The organism is Rhodococcus sp. UNC363MFTsu5.1 (assembly GCF_000686785.1).
Classification (GTDB): Bacteria; Actinomycetota; Actinomycetes; order Mycobacteriales; family Mycobacteriaceae; genus Rhodococcus_G; species Rhodococcus_G maanshanensis.
Genome location: NZ_JMLO01000004.1, coordinates 132,185 through 147,435 on the forward strand (window position 1 = coordinate 132,185; position 15,251 = coordinate 147,435).

The window sequence follows — 15,251 nt, forward strand, 5'->3', positions numbered from 1 at the left end:
TGCGGGTCGAGGCCGAGTGCCGCGTTCGTCGGCGGTTGAAGGGCGCCGCTGGTCATACCGAGGGCGGTGTGTCACCCCACAAATCGGCAAGTCGGACGCGATAGCTGCCACGGCCGCTGACGTGCGATTCCCCTGCTTCTCGGCGCTGCGTCTGGGATACGAGCGAATCCTCATCGACTGCGAATCGTGCGGCCGCCTATTTGCTCAATGCCGAGTCGGCCGCTGCTCGAGCCAGTCGACTGCGCGAGCAGACCGCCCCGGCGCGCGTCACACGCGCGCTCGAACTGCGCCGAGTCGAGCAGCACGAAGAAGCCATCGATGCGGCCGAGGCGGAACTGCTCCACCGGCATCGCGAGAGGTTTCTGCACCGCCTACTGGTGCACATCTCCCAGAGCCATACCGAGCGGTAACGGAAGACGGCCCGTCGATGGGCCGCCAGCTCGGAGCGCCTGACGTCCGCCGTGGGGCGCTTTCTGAGAATTCACTGAGTATCGTGGCGGCCCGGCGCGGGGGCCGCCTATCGTTCTGCCTCGCCGCACCGGCTCTCAGCGGCGATGGCCTCGCCGCCCGTCCACCCTGGGGCGGCGAGGCCATTCTCATACCGGCGTGATGTGTGCCGCACCCCACGCCCGGCGCCGGGCGGCCGGCCCTACTCCGCATTCCATCGCGCGCCTTGCGGCCGAGGCCCGGCACACGGCGGCGTGCGGATGATGACTCCGCAGGTGCGGCAGTAGTGGGTTCGGTGCCCGCCACGCCGAGCATCAATGCATCCGCATTGTTCCCAGCCGACGAGGCATCGGCGCGGGCCGAGGCGGTGCCCATTCGGGCAGTGGGTCGGCGCGGGCTCGACGTGCACGGCCATGCCATCAGCCTAGAACTATTCGTACATTCGTTCGATAGTTGCTAGGGTCGAGGCCGCGGGCCGGTGGAGCGGCCAGCTCGGGAAGCATCGGCCCGCGTCATTCTCGCGTCAGAAGCGGGCCTGACAGTCGGCGGTTGAACTGCCTACCGTCCCCAGCCGTTGCCATTGAACGGGAAGATCTTGGTACGCGTCCCGTCAGGACGGCGAGGTGCCACCGATGAGTACCCGCTGGCAGCCCGGTCGTGAAGCAGATTTCCAGGGCGAAGGAAATCGCCAATTGCCCGGATCCACCACAGCCGAGGACGAACCACAGGCTGTTCAAGCCGCGGATCCGGGATCGGCTCCTGCCTGACGTAGCGGTCCATATGCCGATTCTAGGCGCGCATGAAGATGAGCCCTGATTGGGACACCTTCAAGCGCAATCTCGACCGGATCCACCCCACGTACGACGAGACGATCCCGCTCGATTTTGAGGTGAAGTAGATCGCCAAAACGACGAATAGCCCCGCCCTCGGAATGAGGGCGGCGCTATTTCGTGCCGAGCTGGCGCAGCTCCCACACGACGAGGTCGAGCGCGGCCAGCACCCGAGCACACTCGGGGTCGCGCCGAGCCACTGCGAGTGCCGCAGGGTGGTCGGTGGCGTGCAGCTCCGCGAGCTGGACGAGCTCGACCGGGGTCATGCAGGGTTGGACGCGGCCGGGGCCGGTCAGGTTCCCTCGGTCACCCGATCTTCGTGATGGTGACGATCAGGCTGTTGGCGGCCACGGCCTCACCGCCGCTCGCATTGGTGATCAGGTGCAGGTAGTCGCCCGCAATCAGCAGACCTGACCAGTCGAGCTGTGCCCAGTACTTGCTGTTGTAGGCGTTGCCGGCGTTGACGGTGTGGGACATCCCGATGGCCTGGATGGTCGCGGTGCCATTCTTCGAGAGTCGGAACTGGTCCGAGCCTCCCGATTGCGCCTTAATCACCGTGATCAGGTACACCCCGGTGGCGGGGATGAGGATGCGATCGTCGTTCGCGCTCGTCCAAAAGGCCGCGTTCGTCGTGTCGGTGAAGAAGAACGGGGTCGTGTTGTTGTTGTTGTCAGGGTTCGTGCCCGAGCAGGTGATGGTCGCCGAGATGGCGGTCGCGGGTGGATTCTGCCAGGACCCACTTCCGGCGCCATCGGTGCCGGTCCAGATCTTGCCCACCCCTGGAGTGCCGCCGGTGACCTTGAGCGATTGAGTGGTCAGCAGGCCGGTCACTGTCGGGTTTGTCGCTGGCAGCTTGGCGGCGAGCTGGCCCGCGAGCGCAGCCTGAGCGCGGGCATCGGTGAAGTACTTGTTCGTCGTACCCTCGGTGACCGAGTCGGTGCTGCCCGGTGAGGGCGAGATCTCGACGTACGCCGAACCGGACCACCGATAGATCTTGCCGGTGTCGAGGGCGACATAGATCTTCCCGGTGAGGCCGGTGCCGGGGAGGGCGGCGAGGTTCGCGTATTCGAGGACGTCATCGACGTACGACGGGAGGTTCGTGGCGGGGACGAATCCGCTCGCGTCGAGCGGCGCGTACCCGTTGGCCGCACCCTTCGCAGCCTTGTCCTCCTTGTTGCCCAGCGATGTGGACAGCCCGGTGACGTCCGCGATCGCGTGGGTGTGGCCTGGCTGCGATGCAGTTTCCGCCTTGGCGAGGCTGGATTGCACCGGGCCCCCCAGCTTGGGGTTCGTGACGGCACCGTCGACGATCTTCGGTGTCGTGACACCACCGTCGGGGACGATCCCGGCGGCCGCATCGGCAACGATCTGCTCGGCTTCGTTTCGGAATCCCTGGGACTGTCCTGCGGCGGTGACCGACTGATCGCGCGCGGTGTCGATCTGCACCTTGATGGTGTCGATCTGCCCCTTCGTCGCGTCGACTTGCCCCTTCGCAGTGGCCGCGGCCCCGGCGGACTGGCCCGCCGCGACGGCGGACTGGCTGGCCAGGCCCGCCTGCTCGAGCGCGTCGTCGGCCTCGGCCGCGGCCTGGATCGCCGACGCGCCCGCCGCGTTCTTCGCGAGGACCGCCGCATCGCGTGCGCCCTCGGTCACTCCTTGCGCAGCCTCGGCGCGGGTGGCCGCATCGCGGGAACTCGCATCGAGCGCACGTGATTCGACGACCAGTGCCTCGGCCTCGCGGACCAGCTCGGCCACGCGGGACACGACAGGCTCGGGGTACTCGACATTCGTGTCGACCACGTCCGCGAGGTTCAGTCGGCGCTGCCCGTCGCCGCCTGGCGCGACAGGTCCGAACGTGACTTCGTTCGCGCTCACCGGCGACCCGTTGACGCCGCGGCCGGGGTCCTCGGTCAGCTCGGGTGTCGCGGTCCACTGGACAGAGACGCCCGCCACCACGACCGGCAGCAACACGCCGTCTCGCGCCTGCCGGTCCTGCAGTCGGCCCCCGACCACGGGGAACACCATGTCGCGCAGCGACAGCAGGTACGACGGCACCGACCCGGCACCGGGAACCCGGATCGCCTCGAACCGGTCGAATGCGTCGAACTTCGCTCGGAACGTGACCTTGCCCTTGAGCGTCAGTTGTTCGGGCAGCGCGTCCGGGTCATCGCGACTGTCGTAGTCGGTGATCTTCCACCCGCCCGTGATGTGCTGGTACTCGATCGACATACCTCGACCTCCTTCCTACGGCGCGCCGGGGCCGTCGCCGACCTCGCGGGGCGCGTCCGCGTGCGTTGTCCTGTTGTCCCACTTGTTGACTGACATCTGCGAGTACAAGGTGCCGCCGAGCATCCGGCGCCAGCGGGCCGACGCCGCGAATGCGAACACGCGATACCCGGGTCCGGGGACCACGAACGAGACCGGGCCACCCACCGACCCCTGACCATCGCCCAGCCATACGGTGTATCGCCTCCTGTCGTAGACCGGGTCGCCGGGGACGCCGACCGGCTTTTGGACTTCGACGTCGAGATCCACCCACGGATCTCCCGTGAACCCAGTTCCCGCGGCGGTCGAATAGCAGTCGACGCGCCAGCATCCCTCGGACTCGAGGATCAGGCCGTCACCGGCCGGGGTGATAGAGACGCCTTTCATCTCCCCGACCTGGTGGCCGAAACGCAAGATCGGGCGGGCGCCGACCACCCACTCGTTGCGGGTCATCGACACGTTCCCGTAGGCGACGACGCCCTCGAGCAGGCCGGTCCGCGCGCGAACATCCTCGACCGACTGCCCGAACCTGCGCAGCAGCTCCCGGCCCGCATCGAGATCGGGGCTGTTTCCGCCGAGCGGCGGCTGGAAATGTCGGAGTCTGTTGGGCTGCGGGAAGTTCAGCAGTGACGCGGCCATCACAACACCCGGTTCACGCGGATCCGCAGGTTCGCGAAGTCCTTGCGAACACCCCACGCCTTCGTGGTGCCGCCCTTCTTGATCGCGGTCACCCAGATCGAGTTGTTCACTCCAGCCGGGATGATCGAGGTCCGCGGGACACCAGGGTTGAGAGGCACTGCCGAGTACGGGTTGAGTACGAGCCGTTCCCAGCCGTTCCCGTCGGAGCCGCGGCCATAGCCGATCAGCGCACCGCTGGTGTCCGATGACAGCCGCACCTCGATGTCGATCCGGTGCCCGATCTCTCGGAAGACGTCGACGCCGCCGAGGATCTCTGCCTCCCAATCGAATGGCTGTGCAGGCATCTCGAACGCGAGCAGCGTGTGCCGCACGTCGCCCGAGTTCTTGGTGGCGTCGGGGAACGATTCGGATGACACGACGTACTCGAGGTACGGCACCATCGGGGTGGCCCACACCAACTTGCCGAGCGCCTGGCTGTGCACGAGCATCTGGCCGTCGACCGGCGGGGTGGTCTGCGAGACGTCCACCGAGGTGTAGATCGGGCCCGCCAGTCCGGGCGGCCCGGGTGGGCCCGGAGGGAGCGCGGGCAGCGCGACCGACACCGTGTACGGCCCGCCGTCCGCGCCGTCGACATGCACACCGGCCGGTGCCGGCTGCGCCTCGCCGTCGATCGTGACGTTGCCGCCGTTCATCACCGGCGCGGGCCCGCGGTTACCCTGCGCGCCATACGCGTTCGCGTACACCTGGAACGTGGTGCCGTTCCAGATCCACTGGCTGTTGTTGTCGGTGTTGCGGTAGGTGTAGTTCAGCTCCGCCGGACTGAGCACCAGGGCCAGACCGTCGAGCTCGGCGGTCGTCCGCTGCCCCTGGTGGATCATCCCCGCGGGCCCGGCCGGGCCCGGCTTGCCCTCGTACACGGGCAGGCCCAGCACCGCGGACTCCGCGGCGCCGTCCTGCCGCCGACGCACATGCAGGTACGTCTCGGTCATCGGCGGCATACCCGGGGTCTGCGGGATACCGAACACCTCAAGGTCCACCGAGAGCCGTTCGATCGGATCGCTAGGCATCGACGCCCACCTCCCTCACCTTCTGCTTGAGCTCGGCCCACGCGAGTTCGTGGGTCAGGTTGACGACGGTGATCCCGGTCGGGGCGTGCCGCATCTTGACCGCCTCGTTGTCGCCGATCACCGTCACCTCCACGGCACCGAGTTCCGGGGTGGCCTCGATCGCGGCGCGGGTCACCCATTCGCCGTCGTCGAAGACGAGGTTGTTGAGCCAGTTCAGGCACGCCTGGGCGAGCAGCTCGGAATGCCCCTCGGGGATGCCGGTCTCGCCGCCGTTGGACAGCCGCGCCCGACGCAGGAACCGACCGAGCTCGACGACCATCGGGTCGTCGAGCTCGAAGATCTCTGGGGACTCGCTCATGGTGTGGGGGCCCCCTTCGTCAGCGCGTCGAGCAGCTGACGGCGGGTCTCCTGCAGCTGCTCTTGGATCAGGCGCATGTCGGACTCGTACTGGGTGCGCAGGCCCGCGATCTCCAGTGAGTGCCGCTCGTCGGCGAGCGCCCGCTCGGTGCGCGACGCCTCGAGCTGCTGGCGCAGCAGCTCGACCTCGCCCAGGAGTTCGGAGTACGCACGGGTGTCCCGGCCGGTTGCCCACCGCCACGCCGGACCGATGGTCCGCTGCGCGTACGGGATCGCGCGCGCAGCCACCACCAGCACGACGAACAGCACCATCACCGCGATGACGACCGGGTGCCTCAGCGCCTCGTCGGGGATCTCCACAGTGTCGACGTCACCGTCGGCCATCAGTCACCCCTTGCTCTGGCCGAGCTGCCGCTCGATCGAACGGCGGATCGCCTCGACGCTGACGCCGTCCGGCACAGCCGAATTGGTGAGGATGGCCGGGATCCCCATGCCGTTTCGGTCGGCCACTGCGCGTTCGACCGCGTCGGTCACGACCTGGGCGAGCCCATCGGCCGAGACACCGGCAGGTCGCGGCCTGACGTTGCGACGCGCGAGCTCCCCGATACCACCGAGCAGCGCGCCCGCAGCGATCCTGACCATCTGGTCGGCGGTGTCCTGGTCGATGAACCCGAACACCATGAGAGCTGCACCGATGGCGACCGCAGCGACGTACAGGCCCTTGCGGACGTTGTCGTTCTTGATCATCGCCGCGCCTCCATCTGCCGCTTGATCTGCGCGATGTCGGCCGCGTTCTGCTGTGCGAGCCGGTGCGCATGGAATGCGTGGTAGTCCGCGGTGCGCGCGTAGGTCGGAGAGTTGAACGCGCCGGGCTCTTCGCCGTCGAGGTGCTCGGGTTCGACGAGCGAACGCTGCGGCGAGCAGATCGCCTCGTACATCTCCTGTTGCTGCTGGTCGGTCAGGGCCATGAGGAAACCTCCGGTCGGGAGTAGTGCGGCGCCCATGTCGAGACACCGTTGATAGCGGGTGCTGCGGTCGGCGATGCCGTTGAGGCCGCCGTTGATCGCGCGGGTGGCGTCCTCGAGGTTGCGGGCATCGGCGAACGCATTGAGTCGCGGCCGGGCCACGGTCCAGTACCAAACCGGACCGAGGAACCCGTACCGATCAGAGGCGAGCTCGGCCGGGTTGTCGACGAAGTACGTCGGCGACGGGACGAGGCCGCGGCCGTACGCCCACCGTGAGCACTCGGTGTAGTTGTGACGGCCGGTGACCTGAATCGGGCCGCGCCCCTTGAACCGGCGGCCGTCGCCGGGGTGGGTGTTGCCGAGGTCGGCGCGGCCCTCGTAGTCGGAGCCGTCGGCGATCTCCTCCATGTAGAGCAGTCCAGCGGACTCGTGGCCGAGCTGCGCGCACCACATCGCTGCGCGCTCGACGGTGGCGCACCCGGCCTCACGCATCGCCGCGGTGAACGCGGGCAGCAGTGCGGAGTACCGCTCCGGTGACACCGAGTTGCCCATCGCGCGCGCGAGGGTCTGCGCGTCCATCCCGCGGCGCGGCGGGGGTGGCGGCGGTGGTGCCTCGCCCGGGTAGGCAGCGCCGTCCAGGAACGGCGCCGGATCCATCCGGCCGGGGCCAGCGGGCTGCCTGCTCCACTGGTGCACCTCGATGTGGCAGTGCGGGTCGACGCCGCCGTTGGTCGTCCTGTCGCCGTTGATGTGCGCGATTCGCTGGCCCGCGGAGACGCGGTCGCCGAGGGTGACCTCAGGCTTGATGTGCCCGTACACCCACAGGTTCGAGCCCTGCGAGTCGTCGGAGTCGATGTCGAGGAACCAGCCGAAGCCGCCCGGATCCCAACCGACTTGGACGATGGTGCCCGCCTGCACGGCGTGCACCGGTCGGTCGGCCGACCCGCCGGGCCAGCCGAAGTCCATGCCGTAGTGCATGGCGCCCCACCGCGGGCCATAGGCCGAGGTGACGATGTGGCCCCGTTCGAGTGGCCAATATCTGCTCACGTGCTGCTCCTCTGTCGAGTTGTGGTGTGAGGCGGGCGGTCAGCCGCCGAGCGCGACCCGCGTGATGGTGCTCGCGAGCTTGCGGAACTTGCCGAGCGCGATCGCTCCGGGCTCCCGCTCGGCTTCGCCTGAGCCGATCTGCAGGCTCAGCCGCCGCGTGGTCGGGGTCTCCTCGTAGTCGATCGACTCGATGTGATCGACGTGCACGGTGCCGTCGGGCAGCTCGTAGCCGATCGGGTCGCCCTTGTTGACGTCACGCCCGACGAAGTAGGGAGCGCCGTTGCTGACGTCGATCGACTGCGAGGTGTAGCCGCGCACCTCGTGGTGCTTGGCCTGCATCGCCGCGAAGGTGTTGAGCGAGAGCCCGGTTCCCTGCGACTCGACGAACGCCTCCTTGAAGCGTGTCGGTCCGGCCTCGTTCGCGCGGGCGAGATCCTCCTGCGAGTGGAACGCCATCACGGTGTTGCGCAGCTGGTCGGTCAGCACGCCCAGCTGCAGGCCCGGGAACCCGATCGCGAGACCGATCCACCCGGTGATCGCGTTGCCGGCGTTGACGACGAGGTCGTTGATCCAGCCGGGTGACTTCCCACCGCCGGTGACCCGCGAGGCCATCGGGATGTGCGTGGTCTGCTCGACCCGGTTCGTGGTCGACCACTTCCCGGTCCGGTACACAGCGATCGGCAGCCCGCGAAGGGTGCCTTCCTTCTTCTGCTGGTACGCCTCCCAGCCCTTGTCGCCGAGGATCGGGTAGGTGATCCAGGCGAGGGCGTCCTCGACCATCTCGTGCACGGTCCGCAGGAAGCCGTCGACGATCGTGCCGCTGAACGCGAACCGCGATCCCTTCTCGACGAAGTCGAAGATGATCGTCGGCCGGTCGAGGTGGTAGAGCTCGGGGAAAGGTTGCGGATCCTCGTCGGGGAACACGATGTCGACGGTCATGCTGATGTTCTCGGACTTGCACACGTCCTGGGCAATGTCCATGAACGCGTCCATGCGGCACGCGATCGTCGTCCACTTCGAAGCGTCTCGGAACCCCATGCGGCGGGGGTTGACCATCATCGGCCACAACGCGTTGCGGGCGAGGTTCCACGTGGACGGCTTGAACAGGTCGCCGGTGGGGATCGACCACAGCGACCCTTGGAGCCGGAACAGGTTGCCCTGCAGCGCCTCCTTGAGCACGGTCACCGAGCCGCCGATACCGATGTGCTCCTTCGGCTGCAGCTCGGGCAGCGACCACCACAGCGGCCAGATCCGAATCCAGTTGAAGTGCTCGAGCGCGTGCACGGCCTCGACCTGGATCCACCATTTGCGGCCCTCGCGGATCCGCCCGAACGTCACTGTGAACCACAGGGTGCGGTACCCGCCCGGCAGGTCGACCACGATCGGCCGCATCGCGCCCTTGGGCTGGCCGTAGAAGTACTCCCGCCAGTGTTCGGTGTCGGGCAGCTTCATCGACAGCCCGCCGGCCGCGTTGTTCTTGTCGGAGAACTTGAGCTCACGGAAGTCGCCGCACGGGCCGAACAGCCGAAGGTCTTTGTACAGGAACCTCACCCGCGCCCGCGGGTGCGCGTAGGTGCGGCGGTCCTGCTCGGCCTCGTGCTGAAACTCCGCGTACGCCTCGCGGCTCACAACAGTCCCTCCTGTCGCTGCGCGACCGTCGCCCACAGTCGAGTCGCCGCGCTGGCGCGCTTGACGGTGAACGCGACGCGGGTGACCCGGTTCGGGCCGACGGGGGCGTGGAACTGCTGCCCCTTCATCAGGGGCCACAGGTTCCGACGCGCACCGGTGTGCCGGTTCTTCGCCCGCAGGGACTGCGCCCCGTACTCGGTGTCGATCTGCACTACCTCGTTCGGCTCGAGGTACGGGATCGCCACGTCGACCGGGGCGGCCTCGACGGTGTCGTAGTGCAGGTGCAGCTCGCCGGGCCCGGTGAAGATGAACGCCGGCCACGCGGGGACTTCCGGGCCGGGGTAGAGGCCCATTGATCCGCTGCTGGTGCTGGCGCCCGTGATGTTGACCCACTCGCGGGGCACGTGGTTGGCGGCGCGGGCGAGCGGGTTGTCGGCGTAGAGCAGCACGTCGAATGTCGCGCCTCGCGCGCCCGCCGGGTCGCGCGTGTACGCCGGTTTGATCGACCCGCGGCGCGTGGCGATCATTCGCCACCCGGTCGCCGAGGTGTAGCCGCACAGCCACCCCTGCCGCTCGCGCGGGATCAGCGTGCGCAGCCATTCGCGGCGTCGACGGAACTCGTCGACCGTGTCGCCGAACACGTGGATCGGGATGTCGATGGTGCCGTGCTCGTAGGTGGAATCGACGTAGTCCTCGCCGATCTGGCGGGCGGCGCCATCGAAGATCGCCTTCGCCTCAGCCGAGCCCAGCCCCTCGGGGCCGTCGCCGAGCACGAAACCCTGGATGCCAGCCATCAGCCCGCCGGACAGGGTCAACACGACCCCGTCCGGCGAGACGTACTGGACGATCGTCGCCGCGCCGGGGATGAGCCCGTAGTCGCGCATCAGTCCCCCCATCCGCCGAGAAGCGCGTCGGAACGTACGAGGCGGCGAGCCTCGCGGCCCATCGCGTTGGCCGCGTCCTCGTCGTCTCGAGCCATCAGGTTTTCGATCCACACCAGCGGGCCCTGCGGGGGCGCCGCAGGCGGCGGGGCTGGCTCGTTCTGACCCGGTCCACCGGTGGCATTCGGAGCGATCTCCGGCGCCGGTTGTGACACCGGCATGATCGGCAGATCCATCAGCTTCCCGAGGCCGAAGAACTCGAGCACGTCGCCCGTCGTCTCGGTCGCGAAACCCGCTGCGGTCTTACCGATCTGGTCCTTGAGCGTCAGCGACTCCACCCCGCTCGACGTCGACGACGGCATGGCCGTGCTCGGTGACGTGGTGCCGCCCGATGTGCTCGGCGACGTCGCAGTGCCGATCGGAGAGGTGGTGCCGCCACTCGTCGACGGGCTGGTGTTGGTCCCGATCGCGGTCCCGCCGCCCGTGCCGCCCTCGCCGCCGAAGATGTTCCCGTCGAGACCCGGGTCACCGCCGAGGAACATCGAGCCCGGGAAGAACGCGTGATCGGTGAACATCGGATCGTCCCAACCGGTCGGGCCGCCGATGATCACACCGTCGGACCCGTTCGATTCAAAGTTCGTCCCGTCCGGGAACGTCCCGGCCGTGTGCCCGTAGGCGCCACCGCCGTTGTCGTACCAGCCGATCCGAAGGTCACCGTCACCGCCGCGGCCGATCTGAGCGCCCTTGGCGGTCAGCCAGTCACCCTCGTTGACCGTGCTCATCCGCGAGTCGTACGGATCCAGCCCCATCGCGGTGTTCACCACAGCGGCCACGAACGCCGAGCAGTCGATACCGCCCGGACCGAACCCGCCCATCAGGTACGGGGTCGGATCCATGCTGTGCGCGTAGGCCATCGCCTCGTCGATACGGCCACCCTCAGCACGGCCGGGGAGCCGTGCGACCAGGTCCCCGGCGACCATCGCGCGCAGGAAGTCCGCCGACGGCACCCACCCGTTGCGCAGCGCCTCGAGGAAGGGGATGGTCTTCGCGTTGACGGCGTGCTCTGGGGTGACCCATTCGCCAGCCGACACACGAGCGGTCGGCACACCTGCGGCATCGAGCCCGACCACCGAGTCGGATGTTCCGGTACCCGGGCCGAACAGAAGGCCGTTCGCGCGGCGGCCGGCGACCGGGCCACCGGAGCGCAGCGCCTGCAGGGTCTGCCCCCACGACTTGAGCGAGCTGACACCAGGGACGGAGAACGGACCGATCTTGTCGGGCAATGCTGCGAGCAGCTGGCCGATCATGCGGATCGGCGCCTTGAGGATGTCGACGATTCCGGAGAACGAGCCGCGGATCGCGTCGGCGACACCGCCGGCCGCTGCGCCCAGTCCGGAGAAGGCGTCGCCCGCCTTGCCGAGGATCGGCGAGAGCACGTTGTCGTAGACCCACGACACGGTCGAGCTGATCCCGTCGAACGCTGGCTTGATCGCGTTGTTGTACAGCCACGTTGCCTTCTCGCCGACCCCGACGAGGAACCCGGTGAAGCTCTCGAGCGCGGGCCGCAGCACGTTGTCCCAGGCGAACGACACCGCCGCTTGGATGCCTTGCCAGGCCCCCTGGACGATGTTCCGGAAGGTCTCGCTCTTCTTGTACGCGAGCACGACCGCGGCGACGAGCGCGGTGATCGCGACGATGATCAGACCGATCGGGTTCGCGTTCAGGGCCGCATTCAGCAGCCACTGCGCCGCGGTCATCGCACCGGTCGCGATCGTCGTCGCAGCCATCGCGCCCTTCGTCGCGACGAAGGACACCGCGGTCCGGGTGTTCGATGCGACCCACGCGGCCGACGACTTCACAGCCTCGACCGTCGCGGACGCCGAGGTCGCGACGAACGAGCCCGCGGCCTTGGCCTGCGTGGCAGCCCATCCTGCGCCGGCCTTCGCCTGCGAGCCGACCCATGACGCGGACGTCTTCGCCGCCTCGGTGGTGGCCGACGCGGACGTCGCGACGAACGATCCGGTCGCCTTCGCCTGCGTGGCAACCCAAGATCCGGCGTCGCTGACCTTCGACCATGTGGCGACGGCGGTGTCCTTCGTGGAGACGAGCCCGTCGCGGACGCTGCCGACGCCATCGCGGACGGAGCCGAGCACGCTCTTGGCCTGCTCGAGCCCGGCGAACGCGCCACCGAATCCGGTCGTCGCGGCGAGCGCGCCGAGCAGCGATCCCTCGTTGCCCTTGAGCGCGGTGGAGAACTCGCCGAGCATCGGCAGCACGTCGTCACCGAGCACGCCGACGACCTTCGACTCGAGTCCGCGCTTGAAGGTCTCCATCTTCGAGAGCGCGTTGTCGTTGAGGGTCTCGCCCATGCGGTCGGTGGACCCGGCGAAGTCGCCCATGATGTTGTCGGCGCCGGTGAGCGCCGACAGGAACTGGGGGATCTGGTCGACCGACAGATCCTCGAGCGGCGTGCCGAACAGCGCGATCGCCGCGTTGGACCGCTCGACCGGGTCCTCGATGCTGAGCAGCCCGGTCGCGGTCTGCTGCAGCGCCTGCTGCGCCGCGTCGCCGCCCTGGGCGATCTTCGCGGCCATGTCCTCCGCGCCGACACCGGCGAGCTTGTAGGCGTCGACCGACGTCTTCGACATGTCGGAGCCGCGGATCGTGAATTCCTTCAATGCGTCGCCGGTCTTGTCGAGCGCGAACTTGCCCTTCTCCGCCGCCGAGGCGAGCAGGTTGAACGTCTCCGGACCCTCGAACCCGAGGGCCCGGAAGTTCGTGCCGTACTCCTGCAGGATCTCGGGCAGCTCGTCGCGCATCGCGGCGGGCACCGATTGGAAGCTCTTGGTCATCAGGTCGAACGCCTCGGTCGAGTCCTTCGCGAGGCCGTCCTGCACGAGCTGCGAGGCGGTCTGCACCGACGAGGCGATGTCGGTGTCGAAGACCTTCGAGAAGTTCATCGCCCGCGAGGTGGCCTGCTCGAGGGACGCCTCACCTTCGAATCCGAGGGTGTCGAACGAGGATCCGACGACGTCGACGGCGCGGGTGACGTCCGACATCGACGCGCCGAGCCCGGCCGCGTACAGCTTTCCGGCGGCGTCGCCGTGCTCCTTGGCGATGGCGCCGGTCGCGCCCATCGCGGCGTTCATCTTGGAGATGTCCGCCTCGCGGCTCATCGACTTGCCGATCAGGTCCGCGGCTCCCGCCACCCCGGCAGCGCCCGCCGTGAACGCGGCGAGCTTCTTCGCACCGGTGTCGAGGCCAGCGAACATCGACTTGAACCCGCCACCCGCGCGGGTCGTCGACGCGGCGACCTCATCGGTGGCGGCGGCGGCGCGCTCCTGCGCGGTGGCGAGCGCGCTGGTCGCCTTGTCCGCGTCGCGCAGCGCCGCGATCTCCTTGCGCTGCGCCGCCGCGACCTTCTCCTTCGCCGCCGCCAGCCGCCCAGCATCGGTGACGCCCTTGTTGAGCAGCGCCTGATACTGGGCCTCAGCGACGCGGGCCCGCCCGGCGGCGTCGGCGACCTTGTCGGTCGCCTTCGCCAGCACGTCCGTCGCCTTCTCCACCGAGGCTTTGCCCGACGCGATGCCGTCGGACAGGTCTCGACTGATCTGCTGACCAGCGGACCGGCCAACACCCCCGGCGCCCTTGAGGAAGGCGGCGCCGAACTTGTCCATCGACGGCAGTACCGGAACCCACACGACGTCTTCGTCAGCCAACGTCACTCACCACCTTCGGGGGACTCTGGGACTTGAGATAGGCGAGCGCCTGCTCGGGCGTGGCTTCACCGAGATCACCGATCTTCACGGCGTCCCGCGTCCACGGGAACACCCGCCACTTCGGCCATTTCGGCTTCACGCGCCGCGACCACACGATGCGTTGGTCGAGCCAGTCGAGCTTGTGGGCGATCGACCACAGCAGCGCCTCGACGTTGGTCCACTGGTGGCCTTCGTTCTGGACGCGGTGCAGCGCGCTGCCCGGTGGCAGGTGTTCGACCAAGACGCGGAGCTGGCGCAGCGTGATCTTGCGACGCCAGAACTCCGCGACGTAGTCCTTGTGGTACTCGGCGATCAGCGCCGCTTCGATCGCTTCTGGCGCCGAGCCGAGGACCGAGAGGACCGTGTAGGGCCCGCGTCCGTCTCAGCGGTCGCCTCCTCCATGAACTGGCGGACGGCGAGCACGAGGTACCCGGCGCGGCCGCCCGCGGCGAGGAACTGCTCGTACTGCTCGGTGCCGAGGTAGTGCTCAGCGACGTCGGGGTCGCTCTCGCACTCGGCGAGCTCGTCCTTCCAGTCGTCGTCGGCGACGATCGGGTCGATCGCCGACCAGGTCTGGCCGGCGAAGGTGAACGTGAACCGGTCCTTGGATCCGGTGACCTCCTCGCGCTTGGCGAGGATCGCGTCGAGGTCGATGTCGATAGCCATGAGTTGCAACCAATCTGGTGGGCCTGCGGTGGGTACTGGAAAGGCGACGGCGCGGGCGTAGACCCACCAGAGCCGCCCGCGCCGTCGCCGTCTGAGAGACCCTGGGTTACGGGGTCGGGAGGGCCCAGCCCTCCTTGAAGAACCGCTTGACTGACCAGCCCTCGGCGCCCGGGTACGCGGTGATGGTGATGCCCATCCCGATCAGCTCGTCCTTCTTGTAGGTCAAGCCCTGGCGTTCGGTGACCTCACCGTTCGGGACGATCGCGCGGCGGGCGTACACGCCGTCGATCACGTCGATTCCGAACGCGCGGCGGTCCTGCGGCTTGATGTCGCCATCGACGAACTCGACCACGCCGGCGGTCTCGGTCATGGCCGCCCGCAGCGTCTTGAAGTAGAGGCTGATGGTGTCGAAGCTGGTCGACCACAGGACGGTCTCGAACGTGATGATCTCGCTCGTGGTGGCGACCCGGACCGGGCCGTTCGCCTGCCAGGGCGTGAACGGGGTGGTGTCGGTCTCGCGGTTCTCGGTGATGCCCTCGTCGCTGATGTAGCCGGTGTCCACCCATGGCGCCGCGTAGGCGGCCATCCCGATGGGTGCGGTGCTGCCGAACGGTGCGACCCGGAGCGCGCCGGTTACGCCCAGGCGCACGAGTGCGTTGTCGTAATTCGTCATTACGGTGCCCCTTTCATGGGCATGCGG

At 68.4% G+C, this 15,251-nt stretch carries 15 protein-coding genes; all 15 read right to left on the reverse strand.

The features are described 5' to 3' along the window. Positions 1 to 170: 170 nt before the first annotated feature. Positions 171 to 350 carry a hypothetical protein gene (locus tag BR31_RS27770; protein ID WP_156042388.1) on the reverse strand — a complete coding sequence of 60 codons (180 nt, stop codon included), beginning with the start codon at positions 348 to 350 and terminating at the stop codon, positions 171 to 173. Between the two features lie 1,040 nt (positions 351 to 1,390). Next, the gene (locus BR31_RS31415) at positions 1,391 to 1,543 is read right to left on the reverse strand and encodes a hypothetical protein (RefSeq protein ID WP_156042389.1); all 153 of its coding nucleotides are present in this window, start codon (positions 1,541 to 1,543) and stop codon (positions 1,391 to 1,393) included. 40 nt (positions 1,544 to 1,583) lie between these two features. Continuing rightward, positions 1,584 to 3,506 carry a hypothetical protein gene (locus BR31_RS30485; protein WP_027500395.1) on the reverse strand — a complete coding sequence of 641 codons (1,923 nt, stop codon included), beginning with the start codon at positions 3,504 to 3,506 and terminating at the stop codon, positions 1,584 to 1,586. A gap of 15 nt (positions 3,507 to 3,521) precedes the next feature. Then, complete coding sequence (locus BR31_RS0107385) at positions 3,522 to 4,181, reverse strand: hypothetical protein (protein WP_027500396.1); 660 nt, start codon at positions 4,179 to 4,181, stop codon at positions 3,522 to 3,524. Continuing rightward, positions 4,181 to 5,248, reverse strand: coding sequence for a hypothetical protein (locus BR31_RS0107390; protein WP_027500397.1), 1,068 nt, complete (start codon positions 5,246 to 5,248; stop codon positions 4,181 to 4,183). Before BR31_RS0107390 ends, BR31_RS0107385 begins: the two co-directional genes overlap by 1 nt. Continuing rightward, a complete protein-coding gene (locus BR31_RS0107395; RefSeq protein WP_027500398.1) occupies positions 5,241 to 5,606 on the reverse strand; it encodes a hypothetical protein in 366 nt (121 codons plus the stop codon). The genes BR31_RS0107390 and BR31_RS0107395 overlap by 8 nt, the downstream gene beginning before the upstream one ends. After that, positions 5,603 to 5,989 carry a hypothetical protein gene (locus BR31_RS0107400; RefSeq protein WP_027500399.1) on the reverse strand — a complete coding sequence of 129 codons (387 nt, stop codon included), beginning with the start codon at positions 5,987 to 5,989 and terminating at the stop codon, positions 5,603 to 5,605. Before BR31_RS0107400 ends, BR31_RS0107395 begins: the two co-directional genes overlap by 4 nt. 3 nt (positions 5,990 to 5,992) lie before the next feature. Further along, the gene (locus tag BR31_RS0107405) at positions 5,993 to 6,352 is read right to left on the reverse strand and encodes a hypothetical protein (RefSeq protein ID WP_027500400.1); all 360 of its coding nucleotides are present in this window, start codon (positions 6,350 to 6,352) and stop codon (positions 5,993 to 5,995) included. Next, positions 6,349 to 7,617 (reverse strand): peptidoglycan DD-metalloendopeptidase family protein, encoded by a 1,269-nt coding sequence (locus tag BR31_RS30490; protein WP_156042390.1) that lies wholly within the window; start codon positions 7,615 to 7,617, stop codon positions 6,349 to 6,351. Before BR31_RS30490 ends, BR31_RS0107405 begins: the two co-directional genes overlap by 4 nt. Positions 7,618 to 7,656: 39 nt before the next feature. After that, a complete protein-coding gene (locus tag BR31_RS0107420) occupies positions 7,657 to 9,246 on the reverse strand; it encodes a Gp37-like protein (protein WP_027500401.1) in 1,590 nt (529 codons plus the stop codon). Continuing rightward, a complete protein-coding gene (locus BR31_RS0107425; protein WP_156042391.1) occupies positions 9,243 to 10,130 on the reverse strand; it encodes a phage tail family protein in 888 nt (295 codons plus the stop codon). The genes BR31_RS0107420 and BR31_RS0107425 overlap by 4 nt, the downstream gene beginning before the upstream one ends. Next, the gene (locus BR31_RS30495) at positions 10,130 to 13,846 is read right to left on the reverse strand and encodes a phage tail tape measure protein (RefSeq protein WP_156042392.1); all 3,717 of its coding nucleotides are present in this window, start codon (positions 13,844 to 13,846) and stop codon (positions 10,130 to 10,132) included. The genes BR31_RS0107425 and BR31_RS30495 overlap by 1 nt, the downstream gene beginning before the upstream one ends. Next, positions 13,839 to 14,126 carry a hypothetical protein gene (locus tag BR31_RS0107435; RefSeq protein ID WP_027500404.1) on the reverse strand — a complete coding sequence of 96 codons (288 nt, stop codon included), beginning with the start codon at positions 14,124 to 14,126 and terminating at the stop codon, positions 13,839 to 13,841. Before BR31_RS0107435 ends, BR31_RS30495 begins: the two co-directional genes overlap by 8 nt. Positions 14,127 to 14,197: 71 nt before the next feature. Continuing rightward, on the reverse strand, positions 14,198 to 14,551 hold the full coding sequence (locus tag BR31_RS30500) for a hypothetical protein (RefSeq protein ID WP_051637053.1): 354 nt from the start codon (positions 14,549 to 14,551) through the stop codon (positions 14,198 to 14,200). Between the two features lie 106 nt (positions 14,552 to 14,657). Next, positions 14,658 to 15,224: a phage tail tube protein gene (locus tag BR31_RS0107445; protein WP_027500405.1), complete on the reverse strand. Its 567-nt coding sequence runs from the start codon at positions 15,222 to 15,224 to the stop codon at positions 14,658 to 14,660. Positions 15,225 to 15,251: the final 27 nt, after the last annotated feature.

What these genes read in the sequence shown, in the direction of transcription:
- BR31_RS0107400 (WP_027500399.1), bottom strand. Translation starts at nt 5,989, where the DNA reads ATGGCCGACGGTGACGTCGACACTGTGGAGATCCCCGACGAGGCGCTG.
- BR31_RS0107425 (WP_156042391.1), bottom strand. Translation starts at nt 10,130, where the DNA reads ATGCGCGACTACGGGCTCATCCCCGGCGCGGCGACGATCGTCCAGTAC.
- BR31_RS0107445 (WP_027500405.1), bottom strand. Translation starts at nt 15,224, where the DNA reads ATGACGAATTACGACAACGCACTCGTGCGCCTGGGCGTAACCGGCGCG.
- BR31_RS0107395 (WP_027500398.1), bottom strand. Translation starts at nt 5,606, where the DNA reads ATGAGCGAGTCCCCAGAGATCTTCGAGCTCGACGACCCGATGGTCGTC.
- BR31_RS31415 (WP_156042389.1), bottom strand. Translation starts at nt 1,543, where the DNA reads ATGACCCCGGTCGAGCTCGTCCAGCTCGCGGAGCTGCACGCCACCGAC.
- BR31_RS30500 (WP_051637053.1), bottom strand. Translation starts at nt 14,551, where the DNA reads ATGGCTATCGACATCGACCTCGACGCGATCCTCGCCAAGCGCGAGGAG.
- BR31_RS30485 (WP_027500395.1), bottom strand. Translation starts at nt 3,506, where the DNA reads ATGTCGATCGAGTACCAGCACATCACGGGCGGGTGGAAGATCACCGAC.
- BR31_RS0107405 (WP_027500400.1), bottom strand. Translation starts at nt 6,352, where the DNA reads ATGATCAAGAACGACAACGTCCGCAAGGGCCTGTACGTCGCTGCGGTC.
- BR31_RS27770 (WP_156042388.1), bottom strand. Translation starts at nt 350, where the DNA reads ATGCCGGTGGAGCAGTTCCGCCTCGGCCGCATCGATGGCTTCTTCGTG.
- BR31_RS0107385 (WP_027500396.1), bottom strand. Translation starts at nt 4,181, where the DNA reads ATGGCCGCGTCACTGCTGAACTTCCCGCAGCCCAACAGACTCCGACAT.
- BR31_RS0107390 (WP_027500397.1), bottom strand. Translation starts at nt 5,248, where the DNA reads ATGCCTAGCGATCCGATCGAACGGCTCTCGGTGGACCTTGAGGTGTTC.